Annotated in this window: 24 protein-coding genes; 19 read left to right on the forward strand and 5 right to left on the reverse strand. The window is 66.5% G+C overall.

The window, feature by feature from the left end; all coding sequences use genetic code 11:
* The first annotated feature begins 844 nt into the window (after window positions 1–844).
* The 13 genes from ACG10_RS23875 to gspM all read left to right on the forward strand — a co-directional run bounded on the left by ACG10_RS23875 (window position 845) and on the right by gspM (window position 12,043).
* Window positions 845–988 (forward strand): hypothetical protein, encoded by a 144-nt coding sequence (locus tag ACG10_RS23875; RefSeq protein WP_157731484.1) that lies wholly within the window; start codon window positions 845–847, stop codon window positions 986–988.
* A 169-nt stretch (window positions 989–1,157) separates the two neighbouring features.
* Window positions 1,158–1,727: a type II secretion system protein N gene (locus ACG10_RS19010; RefSeq protein WP_157731485.1), complete on the forward strand. Its 570-nt coding sequence runs from the start codon at window positions 1,158–1,160 to the stop codon at window positions 1,725–1,727.
* Window positions 1,728–1,762: 35 nt separating this feature from the next.
* Window positions 1,763–2,488 (forward strand): outer membrane protein assembly factor BamD, encoded by a 726-nt coding sequence (gene bamD, locus ACG10_RS19015; protein WP_089169406.1) that lies wholly within the window; start codon window positions 1,763–1,765, stop codon window positions 2,486–2,488.
* Window positions 2,489–2,819: 331 nt separating this feature from the next.
* Window positions 2,820–4,706 (forward strand): type II secretion system secretin GspD, encoded by a 1,887-nt coding sequence (gene gspD, locus ACG10_RS19020; protein WP_198318973.1) that lies wholly within the window; start codon window positions 2,820–2,822, stop codon window positions 4,704–4,706.
* Window positions 4,707–4,712: 6 nt separating this feature from the next.
* Entirely contained in the window at window positions 4,713–6,230 is a 1,518-nt protein-coding gene (gene gspE / locus ACG10_RS19025; RefSeq protein ID WP_089169408.1) for a type II secretion system ATPase GspE, read from the forward strand.
* A 5-nt stretch (window positions 6,231–6,235) separates the two neighbouring features.
* Window positions 6,236–7,453 (forward strand): type II secretion system inner membrane protein GspF, encoded by a 1,218-nt coding sequence (gene gspF, locus ACG10_RS19030; protein ID WP_089169409.1) that lies wholly within the window; start codon window positions 6,236–6,238, stop codon window positions 7,451–7,453.
* Between the two features lie 67 nt (window positions 7,454–7,520).
* The gene (gspG, locus tag ACG10_RS19035) at window positions 7,521–7,898 is read left to right on the forward strand and encodes a type II secretion system major pseudopilin GspG (protein ID WP_131255165.1); all 378 of its coding nucleotides are present in this window, start codon (window positions 7,521–7,523) and stop codon (window positions 7,896–7,898) included.
* Window positions 7,876–8,388, forward strand: a complete 513-nt coding sequence (gene gspH / locus ACG10_RS19040) for a type II secretion system minor pseudopilin GspH (RefSeq protein ID WP_157731486.1) — start codon at window positions 7,876–7,878, stop codon at window positions 8,386–8,388. Before gspG ends, gspH begins: the two co-directional genes overlap by 23 nt.
* Complete coding sequence (gene gspI, locus ACG10_RS19045; RefSeq protein WP_157731487.1) at window positions 8,385–8,753, forward strand: type II secretion system minor pseudopilin GspI; 369 nt, start codon at window positions 8,385–8,387, stop codon at window positions 8,751–8,753. Before gspH ends, gspI begins: the two co-directional genes overlap by 4 nt.
* The gene (gene gspJ, locus ACG10_RS19050; protein ID WP_089169413.1) at window positions 8,750–9,376 is read left to right on the forward strand and encodes a type II secretion system minor pseudopilin GspJ; all 627 of its coding nucleotides are present in this window, start codon (window positions 8,750–8,752) and stop codon (window positions 9,374–9,376) included. Before gspI ends, gspJ begins: the two co-directional genes overlap by 4 nt.
* Window positions 9,373–10,422 (forward strand): type II secretion system minor pseudopilin GspK, encoded by a 1,050-nt coding sequence (gene gspK / locus ACG10_RS19055; protein WP_131348695.1) that lies wholly within the window; start codon window positions 9,373–9,375, stop codon window positions 10,420–10,422. The genes gspJ and gspK overlap by 4 nt, the downstream gene beginning before the upstream one ends.
* Entirely contained in the window at window positions 10,415–11,572 is a 1,158-nt protein-coding gene (gene gspL, locus ACG10_RS19060) for a type II secretion system protein GspL (protein ID WP_157731488.1), read from the forward strand. The genes gspK and gspL overlap by 8 nt, the downstream gene beginning before the upstream one ends.
* Window positions 11,573–12,043 (forward strand): type II secretion system protein GspM, encoded by a 471-nt coding sequence (gspM, locus tag ACG10_RS19065; RefSeq protein WP_089169416.1) that lies wholly within the window; start codon window positions 11,573–11,575, stop codon window positions 12,041–12,043.
* A 19-nt stretch (window positions 12,044–12,062) separates the two neighbouring features.
* On the opposite strand, the gene argA is transcribed toward gspM, so the two are convergent.
* From argA to ACG10_RS19085, 4 genes are all read right to left on the reverse strand, one after another.
* The gene (gene argA / locus ACG10_RS19070) at window positions 12,063–13,364 is read right to left on the reverse strand and encodes an amino-acid N-acetyltransferase (protein WP_089169417.1); all 1,302 of its coding nucleotides are present in this window, start codon (window positions 13,362–13,364) and stop codon (window positions 12,063–12,065) included.
* A 116-nt stretch (window positions 13,365–13,480) separates the two neighbouring features.
* The gene (gene argE / locus ACG10_RS19075) at window positions 13,481–14,629 is read right to left on the reverse strand and encodes an acetylornithine deacetylase (protein WP_089169948.1); all 1,149 of its coding nucleotides are present in this window, start codon (window positions 14,627–14,629) and stop codon (window positions 13,481–13,483) included.
* Between the two features lie 114 nt (window positions 14,630–14,743).
* Window positions 14,744–16,009 (reverse strand): inorganic phosphate transporter, encoded by a 1,266-nt coding sequence (locus ACG10_RS19080; protein WP_089169418.1) that lies wholly within the window; start codon window positions 16,007–16,009, stop codon window positions 14,744–14,746.
* 40 nt (window positions 16,010–16,049) lie between these two features.
* Entirely contained in the window at window positions 16,050–16,727 is a 678-nt protein-coding gene (locus tag ACG10_RS19085; RefSeq protein WP_089169419.1) for a TIGR00153 family protein, read from the reverse strand.
* A gap of 111 nt (window positions 16,728–16,838) precedes the next feature.
* Between ACG10_RS19085 and ACG10_RS19090 the strand changes: the two genes are divergently transcribed.
* From ACG10_RS19090 to ACG10_RS19110, 5 genes are all read left to right on the forward strand, one after another.
* Window positions 16,839–18,203, forward strand: coding sequence for a CYTH domain-containing protein (locus tag ACG10_RS19090; protein ID WP_039806345.1), 1,365 nt, complete (start codon window positions 16,839–16,841; stop codon window positions 18,201–18,203).
* A 52-nt stretch (window positions 18,204–18,255) separates the two neighbouring features.
* Window positions 18,256–18,939 (forward strand): DUF502 domain-containing protein, encoded by a 684-nt coding sequence (locus ACG10_RS19095; protein ID WP_089169420.1) that lies wholly within the window; start codon window positions 18,256–18,258, stop codon window positions 18,937–18,939.
* 73 nt (window positions 18,940–19,012) lie between these two features.
* Window positions 19,013–20,797, forward strand: a complete 1,785-nt coding sequence (locus ACG10_RS19100) for a GspE/PulE family protein (protein WP_089169421.1) — start codon at window positions 19,013–19,015, stop codon at window positions 20,795–20,797.
* A 130-nt stretch (window positions 20,798–20,927) separates the two neighbouring features.
* Complete coding sequence (locus tag ACG10_RS19105; RefSeq protein ID WP_089169422.1) at window positions 20,928–21,179, forward strand: NfeD family protein; 252 nt, start codon at window positions 20,928–20,930, stop codon at window positions 21,177–21,179.
* An 87-nt stretch (window positions 21,180–21,266) separates the two neighbouring features.
* The gene (locus tag ACG10_RS19110; protein WP_089169423.1) at window positions 21,267–21,602 is read left to right on the forward strand and encodes a DUF2388 domain-containing protein; all 336 of its coding nucleotides are present in this window, start codon (window positions 21,267–21,269) and stop codon (window positions 21,600–21,602) included.
* Between the two features lie 591 nt (window positions 21,603–22,193).
* Here the strand turns inward: ACG10_RS19110 and ACG10_RS19115 are convergent.
* A complete protein-coding gene (locus tag ACG10_RS19115) occupies window positions 22,194–22,865 on the reverse strand; it encodes a YceH family protein (RefSeq protein WP_089169424.1) in 672 nt (223 codons plus the stop codon).
* 220 nt (window positions 22,866–23,085) lie between these two features.
* Here ACG10_RS19115 and ACG10_RS19120 point away from each other — a divergent pair, with 220 nt between their 5' ends.
* On the forward strand, window positions 23,086–24,237 hold the full coding sequence (locus ACG10_RS19120; RefSeq protein ID WP_089169425.1) for an MlaE family ABC transporter permease: 1,152 nt from the start codon (window positions 23,086–23,088) through the stop codon (window positions 24,235–24,237).
* The last annotated feature ends 1 nt before the right edge of the window (window position 24,238 follow it).

Here is a 24,238-nt window from a genome sequence, read left to right on the forward strand (position 1 = left end):
GTCCTCCCGGTGCAGAGTGGCTGCCAGGGAAAGGCCAAGGACATCCTGGGGAAGGAGGAACATCGCCCACGATCGTGCGCGCATGGACAGCTGGAAGCATTAGGGATACCTCTTAGCTCTAAGACAGCGCTTTCTTGCGATCCGCAACACCGCAAGGCAAAGTCTGCTGCCGCCATTTTGTTGTTTTTATCGATTGCCATCAGGGCCACCCAACGCGGGCAGGAGAGTAAGCCTGCGCCCAAGTCAATGCCACTGGGATAGCGCAACCCTAGTGCCTGAAGTTTTGTTTGACAAGCGGCTTATTCCATAAAGTTCGCCAAGGTAAAACGATTCATCTAGATTTTCCGGGCAATCGCATGACCCCTTTCTCCCCTCTCCCATCAATGGGAGAGGGGCCGGGGGAGAGGGCGTGAATGACTGCCCCCACCCCCGTCATGCGATTGCCTCGTCTAGATTTCCTTGCGCAAAGCTCAATGAATAAGATAACGTTACCCAGATAAAGTCGGCAGTCGCCTAAGATCATCGGGCTTGATTCTTCTTAGCTATTTAGCTATCTGTTCGTTTCGGAGCGCCAACGCCCCCGGATGACAAGAGATAAAAACAACAAAATCACGGTGACAGATGTGTTGTGCGGCGAATTCAGACCCCACAAAGACAGCGCTGCCTCCGAATTAAGGTATCCTATGCTTCCCCGACAACGCTCCAGTGCCCATGGGTGACGCTGCTTGCGGCACATTCACGGCTCGTCAGGCGCACTGCCCACGCCCTGCTGTCGCCCTCGTCGTCTCCCACGGGAAACTCGACGAACATGTCATCTTCCAGGCGTTCGCGCTCTATCAGCCGAATGACAGCGCGACCTACCTACCACGCGGAGCGGCTCAAGAGCGGCAAGGACGGCCGCCTCACCGTTCAGGCCAAGGGCACCCAGAACGTGGACGTGAAGGGCTACCTGGCCGCCTGGGTTCCGGACACCCAGGCCCAGGAGTGAGAGTGAGCCTGCTCGTCACCGAGCGGTTCGCTTTAACGGGGGCGGCCCGCCAGCGGGCCGCCCCTCTGACCGAAATTCCGATCCGCACCGTTTCGAGACGGCTTTACGCATGTTGAATGATCTGATTGGGCACCGGACAGCCGCCGCGACGCTACCCAGAGCGCTCAGCATGATTCTGCTGACAGTTGCCTCGATCCAGGCGGTAGGGATCGCCAAAACGCTCTTTTGGCCCGAGTCATCGGCCTCCGCGGCGCCACTCGAGCGACGCGAGGCAACACCGGGCGATACGCCGACGCTCGATCTCAAGGCCATCCAGCAGGCGGAACTGTTCGGCTCGCTTGCAGAGGAGCCGGCCCAAAAGGCGCTTGCGACGCAGGTGAAAAGCCGTCTGAGCGTCAAGCTGCTGGGCGTCGTCAAGGCCCCCCAGGGGGGCACTTCCGTGGCCATTCTCGCAGAAGCCGGTCGGCAGCGAGCCTATGCCGTCGGCGACAGACTGTCAGGCAACGGCGACGCCAGGCTGATCGAAATCCTGGCGGACCGGGTGGTGTTCGAGGTGTCCGGTCAGCAGCAATACGTCGAGCTGGAAAAGCCCGCCCTGAATGACACAAAGGTCTCCATCGTCGCCAGCGCGCCGCTCCAGACGAGCCGATCGCTACGGCCTGGCGGAGCCGGCACGGGCGGCGAAGCGGATTCGAGTCGCCGTGCGCCGGGGCGAACGGACCCGGGCTATCAAAATTGATCCATGAGCTGTCTTTTGAAGAGGTACGGACCCGGATGACCCTCTGCCGATCAGCCAGCCGCCTCGTTGCGCTCGCCTTGCTGGCAGGGCTGGCGACTGGCTGCACCCCCTTCGGAAAAAACCTGCGTTCCGCGTCCTCCCCGGAAGAACCACGGGGGCAGTTGCTCTACGACGAGAGCATGGAGCTCATCCAGTCCCGTCAACATGAGGCGGCGGCAGCCCGGCTGGTCGAGCTGCTGCGCTCCAATCCACAGGGCAGGCAGCGCATCGAGGCGGCTCTGGCCCTGGCCTACAGCCAGCTGCAGCTCGACCGGCCGAAGGAAGCAGCCCAGCTGGCGACGCAGGTGATCGAGGAAAATGCCGAAACAGAGCGTATGGACTATGCGCTCTATCTGCGCGCCAATGCATTGCTGGCCCTCAGGCCCGCCCCCTCGGCCGCGCAGGTTCGTCAGGCAGCAGAGGATCTCGAGCGCCTGAGACAAGGCTACCCCGACAGCCAATACGCCGAACGCGCCAAGGAAACGCTGGCCAAGGTCGAGGAACGCCTGGCGGACAACGAGCTACAGGCCGCCAGGCTCCATTGGCAGCGCAATCAGCCCGTGGCGGTGGTGAACCGCTGTCGCTACATCATCGAGCGCTATCCCGACAGCGCTGCCGTCGGCGGCGCGCTGGAGATGATGGTTGGCGCCTATCGACAACTCGGCCTGAATGAGCTGGCCGACAGTACCAGGGCGATACGCAAAGGCAGCGTGCCACCCTAGCCTTGGACTCCGCCTCGCTTTCCTGGGAAATATTACGGATGGATCCGTTTAACGTGAAATTTCATAGTTTGCCGAATAAACGGATACAGCCGTGCATTATAAATACCCATTTACTTTTGACTTATCTGCCTCAGTATCTTCTCGATACGCAGATGCAGTGGTTACCCAGTCGATGGGGTGTGAAAGCCGGGCAGAGTCCTTCTCCGGCCTACACCAGCCGACGCATGCAGGCAGACCGGGAAAACTGTCTATCAAGACGCTTGTTGCGTCATTACTGTTCACTTCGTGGTTGCTGGCATGCCCGGCCGGGGCCGACGACTACAGCCTCGACATGCGCGACACCGATATTTCGGAGTTCATCGCCAGCATCGGAAAGCTCACGGGCAAAACCATTGTCATGGACCCGCGCGTCAAGGGAAAGGTCAGCATCAGCACTCCGAAATCGGTGACCAAAGAGGAACTCTACGAAATCTTTCTGGTGCAGCTCGGCGTCAATGGATACTCCGTCATCAATGTGGGAAAAGACATTCTGAAGGTGATTCCCCAGCAAGGCGCGAAACTGGAAGGGATCGAAGTTCAGGGTGGCGGCGCTACCCTGCCGCGTACCAGCGAAAAAATCGTCACCCGGGTAGTTCAGGTGCAAAACGTCGACGTAGCCGCCCTGGTGCCCATCCTGCGTCCGCTGGTGGATAACCAGAGCGGCATCATCACGCCCTACCCCGCCTCCAACGTCATTCTGATCACCGACCGCGAGGCCAATGTTCGGCGGCTATTGGAGGTCATCGAGCGGGTGGACAAGGCCGATAGCGACGATACCGAGATCATCTGGCTACAGAACGCCTCTGCGCAGGAGGTGAGCGAAACCCTGACGGCATTGATCCGCGAGCAGACCAAGGGCAGCGAAGGCTCGCGCCTGATGCCCATCATCAAGGCGGACGACCGGACCAACAGCCTGTTGATCCGGGCCGACAAGGCGAATCGCGACTATCTCCGCCAGGTCATCGGGCAACTCGACAGCGAGGTCCAGACCGACAACAACACCCGGGTCCACTACCTCAAATACGCCAAGGCCGAGGACCTGGCGGAGGTGCTGGAAAAGATCAGCGGCACCATCAGCGAAGAGGAGGGCAAGGCCCCCCCGGAATCCGCCGGGACCAATCAGGACGCCATCCATATCAAGGCCCACGAGGCGACCAACAGCATCGTCATGTCGGGCAGCCCGAGGATCATTCGCGACCTCGGGCAATTGATCGAGCAACTCGATATCCGCCGCGCCCAGGTCCTGGTGGAAGCGATCATCGTGGAAATGTCGGAAGATCGGGCCAAGGAAGTGGGCGTCCAGTGGCTGCTCGCAGATCGCAACGGCAGCGGACGGGCACTGGCGGGAACCAACTTCCCCACCACTACCCAAATGGGCCTCAACGGGATATTGGACGCCACCTCCGACGGCGATCCGTCAGTGCTGGGCGCACTGAGAAATGTCGGCGGCCTGACTGCCGGCGTGGGGCGCTTCAGCGGTTCGGGCCTGAATTTCGCCGTGCTCTTGAAGGCGCTGCAGGACGATACGAAATCGAACATTCTCTCCACCCCCAGTCTGCTGACCCTGGACAACCAGGCGGCCTCCATACTGGTGGGCCAGGAAATACCCGTGTCCACGGGTTCGACGCTCAGTAACGACAACGACGCGAACAACCAATTTCGAACGATCGAGCGCAAGGACGTCGGCGTCAAGCTGCTCATCACCCCGCAGATCAACGAGGGCGGTGCCGTGCAACTGCAGATCGAACAGGAAGTCTCCTCGGTGGGTCCGGAGGTTGGCGACGACGGCGTCAGCTTCAACAAGCGTCAAATCAAAACCGCCGTCCTGGTCGATAACGGTGCGACCATCGTCCTGGGTGGATTGATCGACGACGATATCGAGGAGGTGGGATCGAAGGTGCCCGGGCTGGGCAGCTTGCCGGTGGTGGGCCGCCTGTTCCGCTCGGACGGCAGTCGGATCGCCCGTCGCAATCTGATGGTCTTCATACGCCCCACCATCATTCGCGACCAGGAGATGCTGACCTCGGTCAGCAAGGCCAAATACGGTTTCATTCGGGACCGGCAATTGGCAGACAAGGACAGCGCCGTGGAGCTGTTTCCGGAAGAGAGACCGGCGGTCCTGCCCGAGTGGACGGGGCTTGGCCCCACGTCGATCAACGTTCTGCCGCCCAAGAAGTAAGCCGAGATGGCCGATTCAGTGTTTCCCGATGAAGAAGTCCGAGCGGACGCCACGCCCCCTCCTCAGCGGCTGCCATTCAGCTTCGCCGACCGCTATCGGCTGGTTGTCGAGCCCGAGACGAATCGATTGAGGTGTTACCACATCGAGCAGACGCCTCTCGAGGCGATCCTCGAGGCCAGGCGTTTCCTCAATGCGGAATTCGAGCTGGTGCCGGTCACGGCCGAACAGCTGGAGCGGCGCCTGGGAGCGCTCTACCAGCAGAGCGGTCAGGCCGATATGCAGCTGATCGAGAAGATCGGCGACGACGACGATCTGTTCGAGCTGATCGATGAACTGCCGGAGAGCGAAGACCTGCTCGCCGCCGAGGGCGATGCGCCGATCATTCGCCTGATCAATGCGATGTTGACCGAGGCGATCAAGGAAGGCGCATCCGATATCCATATCGAGCCCTACGAAAAGCGTCTGTCGGTGCGCTTTCGCATCGATGGCGTGCTGCGCGAAATACTGTCGCCCAACTACAAGCTGGCCACCCTGCTGACCTCGCGCATCAAGGTCATGGCCAAGCTCGACATCGCCGAGAAGCGCGTGCCGCAGGACGGCCGCACGGCGTTGCGCATCGGCGGCCGCGCCCTCGACGTGCGGGTTTCCACCCTGCCGTCCAGCTATGGCGAGCGCGTGGTGATGCGCCTGCTGGACAAGCAGACGGCACGCCTCAGCCTCAGCGATCTCGGCATGCCCGAGAACGCCCACCGGACCTTCGAGCGCCTGCTGCTGCAGCCCAACGGCGTCATCCTGGTCACCGGTCCCACCGGCTCGGGCAAGACCACCACGCTCTATGCCGGCCTCGGCATGCTCAACAACAGCTCGCGCAACATCCTCACCGTGGAAGATCCGGTCGAATACGCCATCGAGGGCGTGGGGCAGACCCAGGTGAATACCCGCGCCGGGATGACCTTCGCCAAGGGGCTGCGGGCGATGCTGCGCCAGGACCCGGACGTGCTGATGATCGGCGAGATCCGCGATGCGGAAACCGCCGAAGTGGCGATCCAGGCCAGTCTGACCGGCCACCTGGTGCTGTCGACCCTGCACACCAACAGTGCGGCCGGCGCGATCACGCGCCTGCGCGACATCGGCATCGACTCCTATCTGGTGGCCTCCAGCCTGAAAGGCGTGCTGGCCCAGCGGCTGGTGCGGCGACTCTGCCAGCACTGCCGCGAACCGGCGCGGATCACCGAGGAGGAAGCGCAGTGGCTCAACAAGCCCGAACTGGCGGGAACGGATGGCTATCGCAGCCGCGGCTGCGAGCAGTGCAACCAGACCGGCTATCGCGGCCGGGTCGGCATCTATGAGCTGGCGGTGGTGGACGCCGGACTGGCGACACTGATCAACCAGCGGGCCGGCGAGATGGAGATGCAGCAATACTTGAGTAGCAAGATGAATTCCCTGATGGACGAGGCGCGCCTTCTCGTTACCTGCGGCATGACGAGCGTCGACGAAGTGCTGCGCATCATTCGCAGCGATTGAACGCCATGGCCGCCTTCAGCTACCGCGCACTGACCACCGACGGCAAGACCAAGAACGGTCTGATCGAAGCCGACTCGCCACGCCATGCCCGCGCCATGCTGCGCGAACGGGGCCTGCTGCCCACCGCCGTGGAGGCGGCCGGCCCGGCCCGCGCCACCAGGACCGGCAAATTCCGCCTGGTCCGGCCGCTGCCGGCGCGCGACGTGGCGCTGCTGACCCGGCAACTGGCGACCTTGATCGACTCCGGCTTGCCGCTGGAAGAGGCGCTCTATGCCATAACCCGGCAAACCAGCAATGCCTTGTTGAAGGCGACCGTGCTGTCCGTGCGGGCACGGATTCTGGAAGGCCACAGCCTCGCCTCGGCACTCTCGGAATACCCGCGCAGCTTCAACGAGCTGTATCGGGCGATGATCACCGCCGGCGAGGAATCGGGGCACCTGAGCGGCGTGCTCCTGCGCCTGGCGGAATATGGCGAGCGGCTGCAGAAGATCCGCAGCAAGGTGCAGGTGGCGCTGATCTATCCGGTGTTTCTGACGCTGGTGGCGGTGGGGGTCATCGTCCTGCTGCTGACCTACGTGGTGCCCAAGGTGGTGGAGCAGTTCACCCATGCCGAACAGACGCTGCCGCTGCTGACCCGCTACCTGATCCTGATCAGCGATGTCCTGCAGCAATACGGCCTGCACATGCTCGCGGCGCTGGCGGGCCTCGCGCTGCTGGCGCGCTGGTGGCTGAGCGATGGCGGACGGCGCACCCGCTGGCACAAGGCGCAGCTGCGCCTGCCGCTGGTCAGCACCTTCGTCCTCGGCCAGCAGTCGCTGCAGTTCGCCCGGACCCTGGCGATCCTGGTCGGCAGCGGCATCGACCTGCTGCACAGCCTGAAAGTCTCCGCCGGGCCGATGACCAACCTCTACCTGAAACAGGCGGTGGTCAACACCGGCGACCTGGTGCGGGAAGGCTGCTCGCTGTCCCGCGCCCTCGAACAGTCCGGCCCCTTCCCGCCGCTGCTGGTGTACATGATCGCCAACGGCGAGCGCAGCGGCGAGCTGGAGAAGATGCTGGACAAGGCGGCCGAGAACCAGGAGGCGGAGTTCGAAAGCCGTGTCGCCTGGCTGCTCGGGCTGTTCGAGCCCGCGCTGATCCTGGTCATGGGCGGCATCGTGCTGTGCATCGTCCTGGCCATTCTCATGCCGATCCTGGAACTCAACAACCTGACCTCGTTTTGAAGGAGATATGCTCTTGAAAGCAACGATCCGAACGCGCCGGCAACGGGGCTTCACCCTGCTGGAAATCATGGTGGTGCTGGTGATTCTGGGCCTCCTGGTGGCGCTGGTGGCGCCGAATGTCCTGCAGAACCAGGACAGGGCAATGGTCGAAAAGGCCAAGGCCGACGTCGCCCTGCTGGAGCAGGCGCTGGACATGTACAAGCTGGACAACTTCCAGTACCCCACCACCAACCAGGGGCTGGAGGCGCTGGTGACGAAACCGGAAATCGACCCGCAGCCCAAGCGCTACAACAGCAACGGCTACATCAAGCGCCTGCCCCAGGACCCCTGGGGCAATCCCTACCAGTACCTGCAGCCGGGCACCAAGAAGGCGTTCGACGTCTACTCGCTGGGCGCGGATGGCGAGATGGGGGGAGAAGGGCTTGCAGCCGATATCGGCAACTAGCCCTGTCCGCGGCTTCACCCTGCTGGAAGTGATGCTGGTGATGGCGATTCTGGGCATGCTGGCGGTCACCGTCTCCCTGGCGCTGCCGGAGTCGTCCCAGCAACGCCTGGAAAGCGAGGCGCGCCGCCTGAAGGCGCAGATCGGTCTGGCGGCGGAACAGGCCATCTACCGCAATCGTGACCATGGCCTGTGGCTGGGCGAGGCCGGCTATCGCTTCTATCGACGCGAGAAGGCGCGCTGGCTGCCCGTGGACACCGATTCGCGGCTGGCGGCCCTGGCGCTGAACGAGGGGACCACCCTGCGCCTGCGCATGGCGGGACAACCGGTCGACACGAGCGGGAAGGCGCGCGAGCCGCAGATCTTCATCGCCAGCGACGGCCAGATCAGCGAGTTCGAATTGACCCTCGGCCATCCCGACGCGCAATGGCCGCAGGTGATCCGCGCCAGCTTCGCGGGCGATCTGCGGCTGGTGCAGGCGGAGCGGCCGTGAATCCGTCGCGACAGCACGGCCTCACGCTGCTGGAGGTGCTGGTGGCGCTCTCCATCTTCGCCCTGGCCGCCGGCGCCCTGCTCAAGATCGTCGGCGAGCACGGACGGCATGCCGGGCAGCTCGAACTCCGCTACTTCGCCCAGCTGGCGGCCCAGAACCACCTGGCGAATCTGCATCTGCAGCCGAACTGGCCGGCCACCGGCAAGCGCACCCGGAAGGTCGAGCTGGCGGGCTACAGGTTCACCCTCACCGAACAGGTGGAGGGAACCGACAATCCCGATATCCGTCGGGTGACGACCCGGACGACGGGCGACGACGGCCGGCTGCTGAGCGAACTGCAAGCCTTCATGGGAGCGACGCCGTGAAGGGCAGCGGCGGCTTCACCCTGCTCGAAGTGCTGGTGGCGATGGCACTGCTGGCACTGCTCGGGCTCGCCGCGGCGCTGACGCTCAACAGCGGCCTGCGCAGTCAGCAGGTGGTGGGCGAAAGCATCGAGTCGCTGCAGCACCTGCAGCTGGCCCAGCAGCTGCTGCGCCGGGACCTGGAGCAACTGGTCGTCCGCCAGGGACGGAACGAGCGGGGCGACGTTCGACCCCAGGTGCTGGTGGCTCCTGCCGATGGCGATCCGCAAGGGGTGCTCCTGGATTTCTACAAGGCCGGCCGGCGCATCCTGTCCCGCTCGTCGCCGGGGTCCAGCCTCGAGCGCGTGCGCTATCGCCTGCGCAACGGGCGTCTGATTCGCGAAAGCTCGCCCCTGATCGACACCCCGGTGGGCACGCAATGGCACAGCGCCACGCTGCTGGAAGCGGTAGAGGGCATCGACCTGCGTTTTTTCCACAACCGCACCTGGATCGACCAATGGCCGCCGCTGCGCGACGCGGCCGGCCAGGGTTCGGCCGCGATGCTCCCCCAGGCGCTGGAGCTGACCATCGAGACCGATCGCTATGGAGCGGTGGCGCAGATCGTGCTGCTGCCGAGCGCCCCATGAAGGGCTCGGCAATGGCGGCCAGGCGGCATGGCCGCGGCATGGCGCTGATGGTCGTATTGCTGGTGGTGGCCCTGATCTCCCTCATCGCGACCCACCTGGGATCGCTGGTCCAGCTCAACATCCAGCAGGCGGCCAACCGCGAGCAGTATCAGCAGGCCTACTGGTTCGCCCTGGGTGGCGAGAGGCTGGCGCGCAAACTGCTGGAATCGGCCCTCAAGACCGACAAGCTCACCCACCCGCGGCAGGCCTGGGCCGATCCGCGGCTCAGCTACCCGATCGACGGCGGCGTCATCAGAATCCGCATCCAGGACCAGAACGCCTGCTTCAATCTCAATGCCCTGACCACGCTGAACACGCCCCAGGACGCCTCCCAGACCAAGGAACCGCTGCTCTTGCGCCAGTTCGTCCGCCTGCTGGTGGAGCTGGGGGCCGACGAGTCGCAGACGGCACAACTGGTCGAGCCACTGCGCGACTGGCTCGACAACGACACCCTGCCGACCGGACTCAAGGGTGCCGAAGACCTGTTCTACACCGGCCTAGAGCCGGCCTATCTGCCGGCGAACGGCCCCTTGGCGGATCCGACGGAGCTTCATTTCATCGACGGCTTCCGGCAGCTGGCCGCCAAGGCCCGGGACGACGAACAGGGTTTTCTGAAGAGGCTTCGTCCTCATCTGTGCGCCCTGCCCGGCACCAAGCTGCAGGTCAACGTGAACAGCCTCGGCCCGGAGCAGGCGCCGCTCCTGTCGGCCCTGTTCGAGGGACAGGTCCCCTTCGGCCTGCTGACGCAATGGTTGAGCGAACGGCCCGCGGAAGGCTTTCGCAGTGTGGACGAGTTCTGGGCGCTGCTGACCCAGAGCGGCGACGACACGCTCTCCACCGACGTCGACGCGGCCGTCAAGACGCAGCTCAAGGTCTCCTCCGAATTCTTTCTGGCCCGGATTGAGGTCGACTACCACGACGCGAATTTGGTGCTGCTATCGCGCATCCAGATGCGCAACGGCACCTCCGCCGTGTACCAACGCCATTATGGAGCGCTCGATGAATGAATTTCTGCTGGTGAGTCTCGGGCCGCGGCCCGAGGCGCCCGTCGAGTGGCTGGTCTGGAGCCCGGACGAGGCCCGCTGCGTCGACGCCGGACGGCTCGCCCATGCCGACGAGCTTCCCCAGCTGGCGCAACTGGCCCGTACCCATCCCTGTTATGCGCTGCTGCCCCAGGAGCAGGTGCTGGTGACCGAAGTCCGGCTGCCCAACGCCAGCCGCGCCGCCCGGCGGACGATACCCTACCAGCTCGAAGAACAACTCTGCGACGACCCGGCCCTGCTGCATTTCGCGGTGGGCAGTCCGCGCGCGGACCACCGCTACCCGGTGGCGATCGTCGCGCGCATGCTGATCGAGTCCTGGCGCGACCGCTTGCGCGCGGCATCGATCCCGGCCAGGGCGCTGTTCGCCGATGCCCAGAGCCTGCGCTGCGACCCGGAGCGACTGATCGCGACGCCCCTGGGCGAACGCCTGCTGATCAACGGCGCCGGACTGGCCGGCCTGGCGTTCGCCAGCGCGGAACTGGCGAGCTGGCGACCGCTCCTGGAGCGGCACGGCGTCCTGGAAACGCTGCCCGCCGCGCCGGACGACCCGCCACTGGCGGCGCTGGCCGCGCGCCTGTCGCCCGAGCAGGCCATCGACCTGCTGCAGGGCGAGTACCGGCTGCAGGATGCGCCCGGAACACGGCTGCGTCAGCTGAGGATTCCCGCGGTGCTGGGCCTGCTGGCGCTGATCCTGGGCTTCGCCGCCCTGGGCCTCGAAAACCATCGGCTGGCCCGCCAGAAGGAGGCGCTCGACAAGCAGGTCGTCGAGCTGTTCCGCGAGGCCTTTCCGGAGGTGCGGAGAATCGTCGATCCGCGGACCCAGCTGGAGCAGCGGCTCGACGAACTGCGTCAACGCCGGCAGGGCTCGCGCTTTCTGCACCTGCTGGAAAAGAGCGTCCCGGCCTTTCGCCAGCACGGCGCCGTCAGGGTGACCGGCATGCGCTATGCAGAAGACGACCGGCGCCTGGAGCTGGAACTGCAGGCGGCCGAGCAGCCCGCCTTCGAGCGCTTCGCCGCCGCGCTGGAGCAGAACGGACTGCGGGCCCGGCTCGGCCAGGTGCAGAAGCGCCAGCAAGACACCACCGCCCAGATGGCCGTAGAGGGAATCGACTAGATGATCAAAGCCCGGATACAAGAGCTGAGCGACCGGGAAAGACTGCTTCTCGCGGGAGGCGCGCTGCTGTCCCTCGCCATGCTGCTCTACCTGCTCGCCTGGCGCCCCATGGCGGCGGAGCAGGCACGCCTGCGGGAGCAGGTGGAGCGCAAGCAGGCCCTGGTCGTCTGGATGAGCGCCGCGAGCGAAGAGGCGAAACGTCTGCAGCCATCCGGCACGCTGTCGGCGCCGAGCGACAAGCCCCTCGAACAGCTGCTGGCGGATCAGGCCTCGCGCCTGCAGCTCAAGGTGGCACAGGTCACCTCCGGCGGCGCGGGCGAGGTCACGCTCGCCTTCGACAACGCCGACTTCAACCGGCTGCTGCAACTGCTGGAGCAGTCGAGCCGGGACGGCATCCGCCTGCTCAAGGTCGACCTGCGCAGCGCCGCCGCGCCCGGCCGGGTGGGCGCACAGCTGACGTTTTCGAAGTAACGCCCCGACCGCCCGCCGCTCAGCCCAATGCCTTCTCGAACACCTTCGACTGGCGCTGGTAGTTGTACAGCGAGGCGCGCGCCGCCGGCAGGCGCTCGACGCCGCTGGGCTGGAAGCCGCGCTCGCGGAACCAGTGGGCGGTGCGGGTGGTGAGCACGAACAGGGTCTTCAGGCCGAGCGCGCGGGCGCGCGCCTCGATGCGCTCGAGCAGCTCGTCGCCGCGCCCGCCGTGGCGGTAGTCGGGGTTCACCGCCAGGCAGGCCAGTTCGCCGGCCTCGGAGTCGGCGATCGGATAGAGCGCGGCGCAGGCGATGATCAGCCCGTCGCGCTCGACGATGCTGAACTGGCCGATCTCGCGCTCCAGCACCTCGCGCGAGCGGCGCACCAGGATGCCCTGTTCCTCCAGCGGGCTGATCAGCTCGAGCAGCCCGCCGACGTCCTCGATGGTCGCCTCGCGCAGCTTCTCGAACTGCTCCTGGGTGACCAGGGTGCCGCCGCCTTCGCGGGTGAACAGCTCGGTGAGCAGCGCGCCGTCCTCGGCATGGCTGACCATGTGGCTGCGCCGCACGCCGGCGCGGCAGGCCTGGGCGGCGGCGTCGAGCAGCTCGGCCTGGTAGTCGGCGCCGAGGCGCTCGAGGTGCGCCGGGATCTGCGGCGGGCGCAGCTCGCGGATCAAGGCGCCATTCTCGTCGAGCAGGCCCGGCTCGGCGCCGAACAGCAAGAGCTTGTCGGCGCCCAGGTCGATGGCCGCGCGGGTCGCCACGTCCTCGCAGGCGAGATTGAAGATTTCCCCGGTGGGCGAATAGCCCAGCGGCGAGAGCAGCACGATGGCGCGCTCGTCGAGCTGGCGGCCGATGCCCTTGCGGTCGATGCGCCGCACCTCGCCGGTGTGCAGGTAGTCGACGCCGTCGACCACGCCGATCGGCCGGGCGGTGACGAAGTTGCCGCCGACCACCCGCAGCCGGGCGCCCTGCATCGGCGAGGCCGCCATGTCCATCGACAGGCGCGCCTCGATGGCCAGGCGCAGGCTGCCGACCGCCTCGATCACGCAGTCCAGGGTCGGTGCGTCGGTGATCCGCAGGCCGCGGTGGTAGCGCGGGGTCAGCCCGCGGGCGGCCAGACGCGCCTCGATCTGCGGGCGCGAGCCATGCACCAGCACCAGGCGCACGCCGAGGCTGTGCAGCAGCACCAGGTCGTGGACGATGTTGCCGAAGTTGGGATGCTCGACGCCCTCGCCCGGCAGCATGACCACGAAGGTACAGTCGCGGTGGGCGTTGATGTAGGGGGATGCGTGGCGGAGCCAGTTGACGTAGTCGCGCATGGAAAACCTGTCGATGGAAAACGCTTATCTGCGGTCGTGTGTGGGAGCGAGGCAATAATGCCCAATCAGTAGGGTGGACAAGCCTGCGGCGTTGTCCACCCTACGAACTGCGCCGCTCAGGTGGGATTCAGACAATAATGCCCGATCAGCTGGCGCAGCAGCTGCACGGTCGGCTCGACCCGCGCCAGCTCCAGGTATTCGTCGGGCTGGTGGGCGCAGGCGATGTCGCCGGGACCGAGGACGATGGTCTCGCAGCCGAGCTGCTGCAGGTAGGGCGCCTCGGTGCCGAAGGCCACTGCCTCCGCCCGATGCCCGGTGAGGCGCTCGGCCAGGCGCACCAGCTCGCTGCCGGCAGCCTCCTCGAAGGGCGGCACGCCGGGGAACAGCGGGGCGTAGTCGATGCGCACGCCGCGCCGCTCGGCCAGCGGCTGCAATTTGCCGCGGATCGCCGCGCGCAACTGCTCGGGGTCCATGCCCGGCAGCGGGCGCAGGTCGAACTCCAGGGCGCACTGGCCGCAGATGCGGTTGGGATTGTCGCCGCCGTGGATGCAGCCGAGGTTGAGGGTCGGCTGCGGCACGTTGAACAGCGGGTTGCGGAATTCGCGCTGCCACTGGCCGCGCAGCTCGAGCAGCTCTCCGATGGCCTCGTGCATCGCCTCCAGGGCGCTGTTGCCGAGGCTGGGGTCGGAGGAATGGCCGCTTCTTCCCTGGATGTCGATGCGCTCCATCATCACCCCCTTGTGCAGGCGGATGGGTTTGAGGCCGGTCGGCTCGCCGATCAGCGCGGCCCGTCCCAGCGGCCGGCCGGCGGCGGCCAGGGCGCGGGCGCCGCTCATCGAGCTTTCCTCGTCGCAGGTGGCGAGGATCAACAGCGGCTGGCGGAACGGCTGATCCAGCAGCGGGCGCACCGCCTCGATCACCAGCGGGAAGAAGCCCTTCATGTCGCACGCGCCGAGGCCGTACCAGCGGTCGTCGGCCTCGCGCAGGGTCAGCGGATCGCTCTGCCACAGCGCGGCGTCGAAGGGCACGGTGTCGCTGTGCCCGGCCAGCACCAGGCCGCCTGGGCCGCTGCCGCAGGTGGCGAGCAGGTTGGCCTTGCCGGGGGCGATGTCCTGGATCTCGCAGGCGAAGCCGAGGTCGCCGAGCCAGCTCGCCAGGCGCTCGATCAGCGGACGGTTGGGCAGGTCCAGGGAAGCCTGGGTGCAGCTCACCGAGGGCAGGGCGATCAGCTCGGCGAACTGCTGCTTGAGACTGGGAAGGGGCATGGCAGGCACTCGGAAGACGGTGCCCTGCATGATAGGTCGCATGGAGCGCGGGGGAAACCGGCCCTCTCCCCCGGCCCCTCGCCCCTGCATGGGCGAGGGGCTGGGGAGTCTCGGTCAGACGAAGATCGCCTTGAGCACGGTGAAGAACACGATCGACAGGATCGCGCCGGCCGGCAGGGTGATGATCCACGACACGAAGATCGAGCCGATCACGCCGAGGTTCAGCGCGCCGATGCCACGGGCGATGCCGATGCCCAGCACGGCGCCGACCAGGGTGTGGGTGGTGGACACCGGCAGGCCGATGGCCGAGGCGCCGACCACCGTTGAGGCGGTGGCCAGCTCGGCGGCGAAGCCGCGGCTGGGGGTCAGCTCGGTGATTTCCTTGCCGATGGTGGCGATCACCTTGTAGCCGTAGGTGGCCAGGCCGATGACGATGCCGACGGCACCGAGCAGCAGCACCCAGCCCGGCACCGCCGACTTGGCGCCGACCGCCATGTCGCCGCCGGACTGGATCACGCCGACGATACCCGCCAGCGGGCCGACCGCGTTGGCCACGTCGTTGGCGCCGTGGGCGAAGGCCATGGAGCAGGCGGTGAACACCATCAGCACGGCGAACACCTTCTCCACGCTGGCGTAGTGGAAGCCCTTGTCCGCCTCGGCATCGACCTGGATGCGGCTGAGGATGGCCATGCCCAGCAGCATCACCAGCACACCGATGCCGATCGCCAGGAGGGTGCCCTGGTTGCCGGAGAGGTGCAGGCCGACATGCTTGAGGCCCTTGGTCACGGTCATCAGGGCGACCATGAAGCCGGTGAGGAACATGTAGAAGGGCACGAAGCGCTTGGCGTTGCGGAACGGCTCATCGGTGTCGATGATCAGCTTCTGCACGCTCATGAACAGGCCGAAGGCGACCAGGCCGGAGAGAAACGGCGTCACCACCCAGCTGGCGACGATCGGGCCGATGGCGCTCCACTGCACCGCGTCCATCGACACGCCGACCGCGGCGAAGCCGATCACCGCGCCGATGATGGAGTGGGTGGTGGATACCGGCCAGCCCTTGGCGGTGGCCACCAGCAGCCAGATACCTGCCGCCAGCAGCGCCGACATCATGCCCAGCACCATCAGGTCGGGGGAAATGACCTCGGCATCGACGATGCCGTTCTTGATGGTTTCGGTCACCTCGCCGCCGGCCAGGTAAGCGCCGCAGAACTCGAAGATCATGGCGATGAAGATCGCCTGCCGGATGGTCAGTGCGCGCGAGCCCACCGAAGTGCCCATGGCGTTGGCCACGTCGTTGGCGCCGACCCCCCAGGCCATGAAGAAACCGAATGCGCAGGCGAGCAGAAGCAGGACGAAGCCATGGTCCGCAATAAGAGACATGAGATTGAGTACCTTTGAAACGCAGAAAGACCTTGGCGCTTCAGCGCGCCAGCAGTTGCTCCAGACGGCCGCCGACACGCTCGGCCCGGTCGGCGACCTCGCCGATCCATTCGATGATGGTGTAGAGGAACATCACGTCGACCGGCGGCAACTCACTCTCCAGCTTGAACAGCGCGCGGCGCACCTCGATCTGCAGGCGGTCGGTGTCCTCCTCGATCGCCTCCAGCTCCTCGACCATGGCCACCACCAGGCTCGCCTCGCGACCGGCGAAACCGGCCTCGAGCAGATCGTCCAGCTCGTTCATCGCCTTGAGCGCCTGGGCGCTGGCATCCACGCAACGCTGCACGTAGGTCAGCATCAGCGGCTGCAGGGCGGGCGGAACGATCATCTGCCGGCCGAGGACGAGCCCGGCGATGTCCTTGGCACGGTTGGCGACTTTGTCCTGTACACTCAGCAGCTCGAGCAGATCCGAACGCGGCACCGGCAGGAACAGGCTCTTGGGCAGGTGGATGCGCACGCTCTTCTTGAGCTGGTCGGCCTCCTTTTCCAGACGCACCATCTCCTGCTGCTCCTGTTCCACCCGGGCCCAGTCCTGAGCCATCACCGCCTCGAACAGCGGCACCAGGTGCGCGGCACACTCGTGCGCCTTGGCGATGTGCTGCTGCATCGGACCGATGGGCGAGCGGCCGAACAGACTGACGAAGGGATTGGTTGGCATAGGGTCGACCCCGTCTTCGAAAAGGCGGCAAGTATACGGAGCGTCCCGGACAGCCGCCAGAAAATGTCATATTCCTGAAACACCCAATGATAGGCGCCTGAAGCCACCACCATGGTCAAAGAAACCGAAATCAAGTTGCGCGTCAGCCGCGCCACCCTCGCCGCCCTGCGCGAGCATCCCCTGCTGAAGGCCCGCAGCGAAAGCGGCTGGCAGCGCCACGAGCTGTTCAACCAGTATTACGACACCCCGGCACGGGACCTGGCCCGCGCGCGGGTCGCCCTGCGCCTGCGGCGCGACGGCGGGCAGTACATCCAGACCCTGAAGAGCCGCGGGCAGAGCGTCGCCGGGCTGTCCGAGCGCAACGAGTGGGACTGGTACCTGGACCAACCCAGTCTGGACCCGGCACGGCTCGACGACCAGTGCTGGCCGGCGGAACTGGCCGGCCTGGACAAGACCCTCCTGCAGCCGATCTTCAGCACCGACTTCGTCCGCGAGAAGGCCGACCTGGTCTGGCAGCGCGACGAGCAGCGGATCGCCGTCGAGGCGGCGCTGGACCTCGGCCGGGTGGTCGCCGGCCCGTGCGCGGAGGAAATCTGCGAGCTGGAGCTGGAGCTGCGCGAAGGCGAGCCCGCCGCCCTCCTGGAGCTGGCCCTCGCCCTGGCCGCCGACCTGCCGCTGATGCCCTGCGACATCAGCAAGGCCGAGCGCGGCTACCGGCTGTTCGATCCGGCCAGCTACGCCCTCGCCCTGCCGGCGCCGGCCCCGGGCGCGGAGCTGCCGCTGGACGAAGCCTTGGCGCTCCTGGCCTGGCACCTGCTCGGCAGCAGCCAGCGGCTGGCCGAGCAGTACCGCTTCAGCGGTCACTGGAAGCTGCTGGAACAGTGGCTCGCCCAGCTGATCGACCTGCGCGCCCTGCTCGGCAGCCTCGGCCAGGCCGCCCCGCGGGCCAGCTCCAGCGGGCTGCGCGGCGCGCTGGACGCGCTGATCGAGGACTGGCGGCCGCAGCTGCTGGCCGGCCAGGACGACGAATCCGTGCGCCAGGCGGCCCCGGCCCGCTTCGCCGCCGAACTGGAGCAGACCCGCTGGGGGCTGTTCTCGCTGGAGGCCTCGCACTGGCTGCTGACCCGCGCCTGGACTGCCCGGCGCAGCGCCACCGGCCAGCGCCAGGGCGCCGCGCCGCTGGGCCGCTGGCTGGCGCACCTGCTGGCGGACGAGGCGCACGCCTTGCCGCTGGCGCGCTACCGCCTGCAGCCGGAAGGTCTAACGGAGCAACTTCCGCGTCTCGAGCGTATGTTAGTCTGGCTGCGCCTTGCCCGCGGCGTGCTGGAAATGCCCGAACCAGACCGCCTGTACGGCGAACTGGCCAAGCTCGGCGAGCTGGCTGCCCGCCCGCTGGACGACGACCTGCGCGAGCGGCGCGCCGCCCAGGCGCAGACCGTGGCGACCCTGAAACCCTGGAAAGCGCTGCTGAAATAGGCTCCCGCCGGCAGGGCGAGCCCTGCCGCGCGACCCCGTCCGGACGCACGCAATGTTCAAGCTAAGTCTCAAAACGATCTTCGCCACCTGGCTGACCGGCCTGCTGGCGCTCCTGCCGCTGACCCTGACCCTGGTGCTGCTGGCCTGGATCATCAGCCTGCTGGACCGCCTGATCGGCCCCTCCACCCTCGCCGGGCAGATCTCCGCCGGCCTCGGCCAGTACTTCGTGAGCAATCCGTCGCTGGCCTACCTGTTCGGCGGCTTCGTGCTGCTCGCCTGCCTCTATCCGCTGGGCCTGGCCGTGCAGCTGGGCCTGCGCGGGCCGCTGACCCGGCTGATCGACGTCACCCTGCGGCGCACCCCGCTGATCGGCCAGCTCTACAACCTGGCGGACCGCTTCGTCGCCCTGCTGGACAAGGACAAGAATCCCGACATCGGCGCCATGAGCCCGGTCTGGTGCTTCTTCGGCGGCGACGGCACCGCCGTGCTGGCGCTGCTGCCGAGTCCCACGCCGATCGAGATCGAGGGCCGCAGCTACCATGCCATCCTGGTGCCCACCGCGCCGATCCCGGTCGGCGGCGGGCTGCTCTACGTGCCGGTGGAGTGGGTGCGCCCGGCGCACATGGGGATCGACGAGCTGACCAGCATCTATGTCTCCATGGGCCTCACGCCCCCCCCGAAAGCCAGGACCAGGCGCGACCAGAGCCTCGACCTGGATCACGGAAAAGGCTTCTGAAGACGGCCGCCGCTTCGTCCCGGCGGCTCCATCGGGCATGCTGACGGCAGACGCAGAACCACCGAGACCCCGCATGCCTTCCATCGCTTCTACCCCCGAGGACCGCTGGCTCGACCTGGGCGACCTGCTGCGCGCGCTGGTCGCCCAGGGCCGGATCGGCCAGGACAGCGCCGAGCAGTGCCTGGCGATCCGCCGCAGCGCGCTGGACAGCCAGCAGCATCCGCTGGAGTTCCTCGCCGCCCAGCAGCCCGACGACCGTGCCCAGCCGGGGCGCAAGCTCGACCTGGAAAGCCTCACCCAGTGGCTGGCCGAGCATGCCGGGCAGCCCTACCTGCGCATCGACCCGCTGAAGATCGATGTCGCCGCGATCACCCCGCTGATGTCCTACGCCTTCGCCCAGCGTCACAGGATCCTCGCCGTGGCGGTCGCCCCGGACAGCGTCACCGTCGCCAGCGCGCAGCCCTTCGTCAGCAGCTGGGAAGCCAACCTGACCCATGTGCTCCGGCGGCCGATCCGCCGGGTGGTGGCCAATCCGGCGGAGATCCAGCGCTTCACCGTGGAGTTCTACCGCCTGGCCAGGTCGGTCAGCGGCGCCTCGGCCAGCGAACAGAAGATCAGCGGCATCGGCAACTTCGAGCAGCTGCTCAAGCTCGGCGCGGCGGACCAGGAGCCGGACGCCAACGACGCGCACATCGTCACCATCGTCGACTGGCTGTTCCAGTACGCCTTCCAGCAGCGCGCCAGCGACATCCACATCGAGCCGCGCCGCGAGCAGGGCAGCGTGCGCTTTCGCATCGACGGCGTGCTGCACAACGTCTACCAGTTCCCGCCGCAGGTGGCCATGGCGGTGGTCAGCCGGCTGAAGTCCCTCGGCCGGATGAACGTCGCCGAGAAGCGTAGGCCGCAGGACGGCCGGGTCAAGACCAAGGCCCCGGACGGCGGCGAGATCGAGCTGCGCCTGTCCACCCTGCCGACCGCCTTCGGCGAGAAGCTGGTGATGCGCATCTTCGACCCCGAGGTGCTGCTCAAGAGCTTCGACGCCCTCGGCTTCTCCGCCGACGACCTGCGCCGCTGGCAGAGCATGACCGGCCAGCCCAACGGCATCATCCTGGTCACCGGGCCGACCGGCTCGGGCAAGACCACCACGCTCTACACCACGCTGAAACAATTGGCGACGCCGGAGGTCAACGTCTGCACCATCGAAGACCCCATCGAGATGATCGAGCCGGCGTTCAACCAGATGCAGGTGCAGCACAACATCGACCTGACCTTCGCCAGCGGCGTGCGCGCGCTGATGCGCCAGGACCCGGACATCATCATGGTCGGCGAGATCCGCGACCTGGAAACCGCCGAGATGGCCATCCAGGCGGCGCTCACCGGCCACCTGGTGCTCTCCACCCTGCACACCAATGACGCGCCCAGCGCCATCACCCGCCTGCTCGAGCTGGGCGTGCCCTACTACCTGATCAAGGCCACCCTGCTCGGAGTCATGGCCCAGCGCCTGGTACGCACCCTGTGCCCGCACTGCAAGGCGCCGGTCGAACTCGACGCGGCCGACTGGCAGACGCTGACCCGGCCCTGGAACGCCCCGCTGCCGAGCGGCGCGCACCGGGCGGTGGGCTGCCCGGAATGCCGCGACACCGGCTATCGCGGGCGGGCCGGGGTCTACGAGATCATGCTGCTGAACGATGCCCTCAAGCCGCTGATCGCTGCCGACACCGACCTGCTCGCCCTGCGCCGCGCCGCCTTCAAGGACGGCATGCGCAGCCTGCGCCTGTCCGGCGCCCTGAAGGTCGCCGCCGGATCGACCACCCTGGAGGAGGTCATGCGCGTCACCCCACAGAGCGAGCAGCGCTAACCCGGTAGGATTGCAGCCTCCGGCCTGCTGCCGTATACCACCCGTCCATCGCCAGGGAGTCCCCCATGCCAAGCCGTCGCCTCGCCAGCCCCCATCCCGGTCCCGCCCGTGCCGGCCTGCGGAGTCGCCGATGCTGCTGACCTTTCTGCAAGGACTGTCGCCCTGGCACTGGCTAAGCCTCGGCATCCTGCTGCTGATCGTGGAAGTCTTCGACGCCGGCGGCTACCTGCTGTGGCTGGCCCTGGTCGCCACCGGCCTCGCCCTGCTGCTGCAGGTCCTGCCCGACTTTTCCTGGAAGCTGCAGCTGCTGCTGTTCGTCAGCCTGTCGACGCCGCTGCTGCTGCTCTGGAAGCGCTGGCGCCGCTACCTGCTGGACCGCTGATCCGATCGAGCGCATCCGCGCCCTGCGCCAGGGAACTCGACCCAGCCCGCAGTGATCTCATTTAGACATCACTCTCTGGAGTTTCCCATGAAAAGCAAGCTCGCCGGCCTCGCCGTCACCCTGGCCATCCTCCCCTTCGGCGCCGTGCAGGCCGATGATGACTTCGTGCGCGACATCATCTCTTCCGGCCTGACCACCGCCTCGACCTACCTGACCTTTAAGGACGACAAGCTGATCGTCGCCGCCCAGGAGGATGCGGGCAGCTTCGTCGCCAGCGACGGCCAGATCCGCGGCCCCTATCTGGAAGCGGCGCTGCGGCAGCTACGCGAGACCAGTCCGCAGCTGCAGGCCAGCGACATGGAGCTGGCCAGCGCGATTCTCGCCAGCCAGAACGAAACCCCGGCGCGTTTCGGCAGCCACTGAGACCTGCCTGAGCGCCGGTAGCAGCCGGGCGTTACCTCTGCATGGCGATGGGCGCCCAGCTGTTACCCCTACTTGCCCTGTGGGTAGCAAATCTGGGTGGAACGGAAACAGAATTTCCCCTCAGCAGGCTCTACAGAAAACCACATTTTTACTAACTAACTGATTTAAAACGATTTTATTTTTCTGGCACGGGTAATGCTCTATCTCATGCACAACAAAAATAAAAAACGGCATCTCTAAAGAACAACAACATGAAACGACTCTGACACAATAAAAATAAGCACGGCAGAGACGGCGCAAACTGATTTTTTTGGAGAGGATACGCGTTTCGGGGTCTAGTCCCCGCAGTCGGACAGAGAACAATAAAACTACCTTGAGGTAGCGCCCGGACTGACTGGATCACTTGGTGATCATCGCGATATCGGCGATCAAAGAAATACGTTTGCTCTTGGCCCGGCTGGGGCCGACTGAAGCATCTTCAGGGTGGCGGTCGACAAGAACAACAACAGATCGAGCACAAGAAGAACAAAGCACAAAGTCGATTTGGAGGGGAGCTCAGGCTCCCCTCCGTGCTTTGGCAGGTCACCCCGCTTACCCCCGCAGCCTGCCGCCCGCCAGTTCCCCTTCCAGTTTCGCCAGCCGCTCCTCCAGCTCGGCGATGCGCGCCTCCAACGCCTCGATCCGCCCACTCGCCGCCCCGTCGCTACCCGTCGCCTGGGTCGCACGCACAGCCAGCAGCTCCTCCAGATCCTCCGGCGTGCCCAGCTGGTGCATGTAGCGTTCCTCGCGCTGCCCCGACTGGCGCGGCAGCCGGCAGACCAGCTCACGACCAATCAGTCGCTCCAGCTGGTGCTGCAGGTCTGCGCCGTCGTCGAAGTCGTGCAGGCGGGCGCTGCGGGTCAGCAGCTCGTTGACGGTCTGCGGGCCGCGCAGCAGCAGCAGCCCGATCAGCACCAGCTGCGGCGGCGTGAGTTGCAGGGCCTTGTCGAGGCGGTGCTCCCAGCGGTCCGCCCGGCTGCCCATGACCAGCTGCACCAGCGAGCGCCCCTCCAGCTGGCGCAGACTCTGGCCGACCTGAGCGGGGCCGAGGTTCATCAGCAGCTCGCGGCTGGTCTTCTGGTTGCAGGCAAGCACCAGGGCATTGAGGGTCAGCGGGTAGCTTTCCGGGGTGGTCGCCTGCTTCTCGATCAGGCAACCCAGAATGCGGACCTCGATGGCGTTGAGCGGCTCCTGGGCAGGCGGCGCTTCGGACCGATCGGACATGGCAGAACATCCTCAATGTGGAAAACTGTTAGGGTCTGTTGACGTTTTGGCGTGAGCCTACGCCAAAACGTCAACAGACCCTAGCCTAGCGGCCGCGGCGCAACCTCGAACATAGCCGCAGGCGCCACCCAGCGCATGCTGTGATCGAAAAACGGGACTGCTATGATCCTCCGGAGATTCGCCGCAAGTCCCCCCGCAAGGCGACATGGACAGGGCAACGATGCACCCGACCCCCTCACCGCCAGGTCAGCTGCAGCTGCGCGGCGACGGCCAGCCCCCCGGACTGAGCATCGCCGGTGACTGGACGCTGCAGCACTACCCGCGCCTGAAACGCGAGATCGAGCGTGCCCGGCCGCGGCTCGATGCTGCCTGCCCGGTCGAGCTGGACGGCCTGGGCGCCCTCGACACCGCCGGCGCCAGCCTGCTGGTGGAGCTGCTCGGCCCCCAGCGCCTGGCGGATATCGCCCGCTGGGCGCCGCAGCTGCCGGCCGAGCGTCTGGCCCTGCTGCACACGGTCGCCACGGCGGTCGCCGGCGCCGCGGCCGCTCCCGAGGAGGAAGCGAAACGCTCCACCCTCCGGGACGAGCTGGCGCACATCGGCCGGGTCGTCGAGATGCTCTGGGAGCAGCAGCGCACCCTGTACGGCTTCATCGGCCTGACCCTCAGCACCCTGCTGCTGAGCCTGCCGCGTCCGCGGCGCTGGCGCGTCACCCCACTGGTCGCGCACATCGAGCGGACCGGCCTGGACGCCGTGCCCATCGTCGCCCTGCTGACCTTCATGGTCGGCGCGGTGGTGGCCTTCCTCGGCGCCACCGTGCTCGGCCAGTTCGGCGCCACCATCTATACCGTCAACCTGGTGGCCTACTCCTTCCTGCGCGAGTTCGGCGTGCTGCTCTGCGCCATCCTGATGGCCGGCCGCACCGCCAGCGCCTTCGCCGCGCAGATCGGCGCGATGAAGGCCAACGAGGAAATCGACGCGATCCGCGCCCTCGGCCTCGACCCGGTCGAACTGCTGGTGCTGCCGCGGGTCCTGGCGATGCTGGTGACCCTGCCGATCCTCACCTTCATCGCCATGCTCTGCGGCATCCTCGGCGGCCTGGCGGTCTGCGTCCTGGCGCTGGACATCTCGCCGGTGCAGTACTTCGCCATCCTCGAGCAGGAGATTTCCGTCAACCATTACCTGGTCGGCCTCGGCAAGGCGCCGCTGTTCGCCTTCCTGATCGCCGTGATCGGCTGCCTGGAGGGCTTCAAGGCCGGCGGCAGCGCCCAGTCGGTCGGCGAACGCACCACCTCCAGCGTGGTGCAGTCGATCTTCATGGTGATCCTGCTGGATGCCCTGGCCGCGCTGTTCCTCATGGAGATGGGCTGGTGAG

It is taken from the genome of Azotobacter chroococcum, from assembly GCF_002220155.1.
In the GTDB taxonomy this organism is placed as follows: Bacteria; Pseudomonadota; Gammaproteobacteria; order Pseudomonadales; family Pseudomonadaceae; genus Azotobacter; species Azotobacter chroococcum.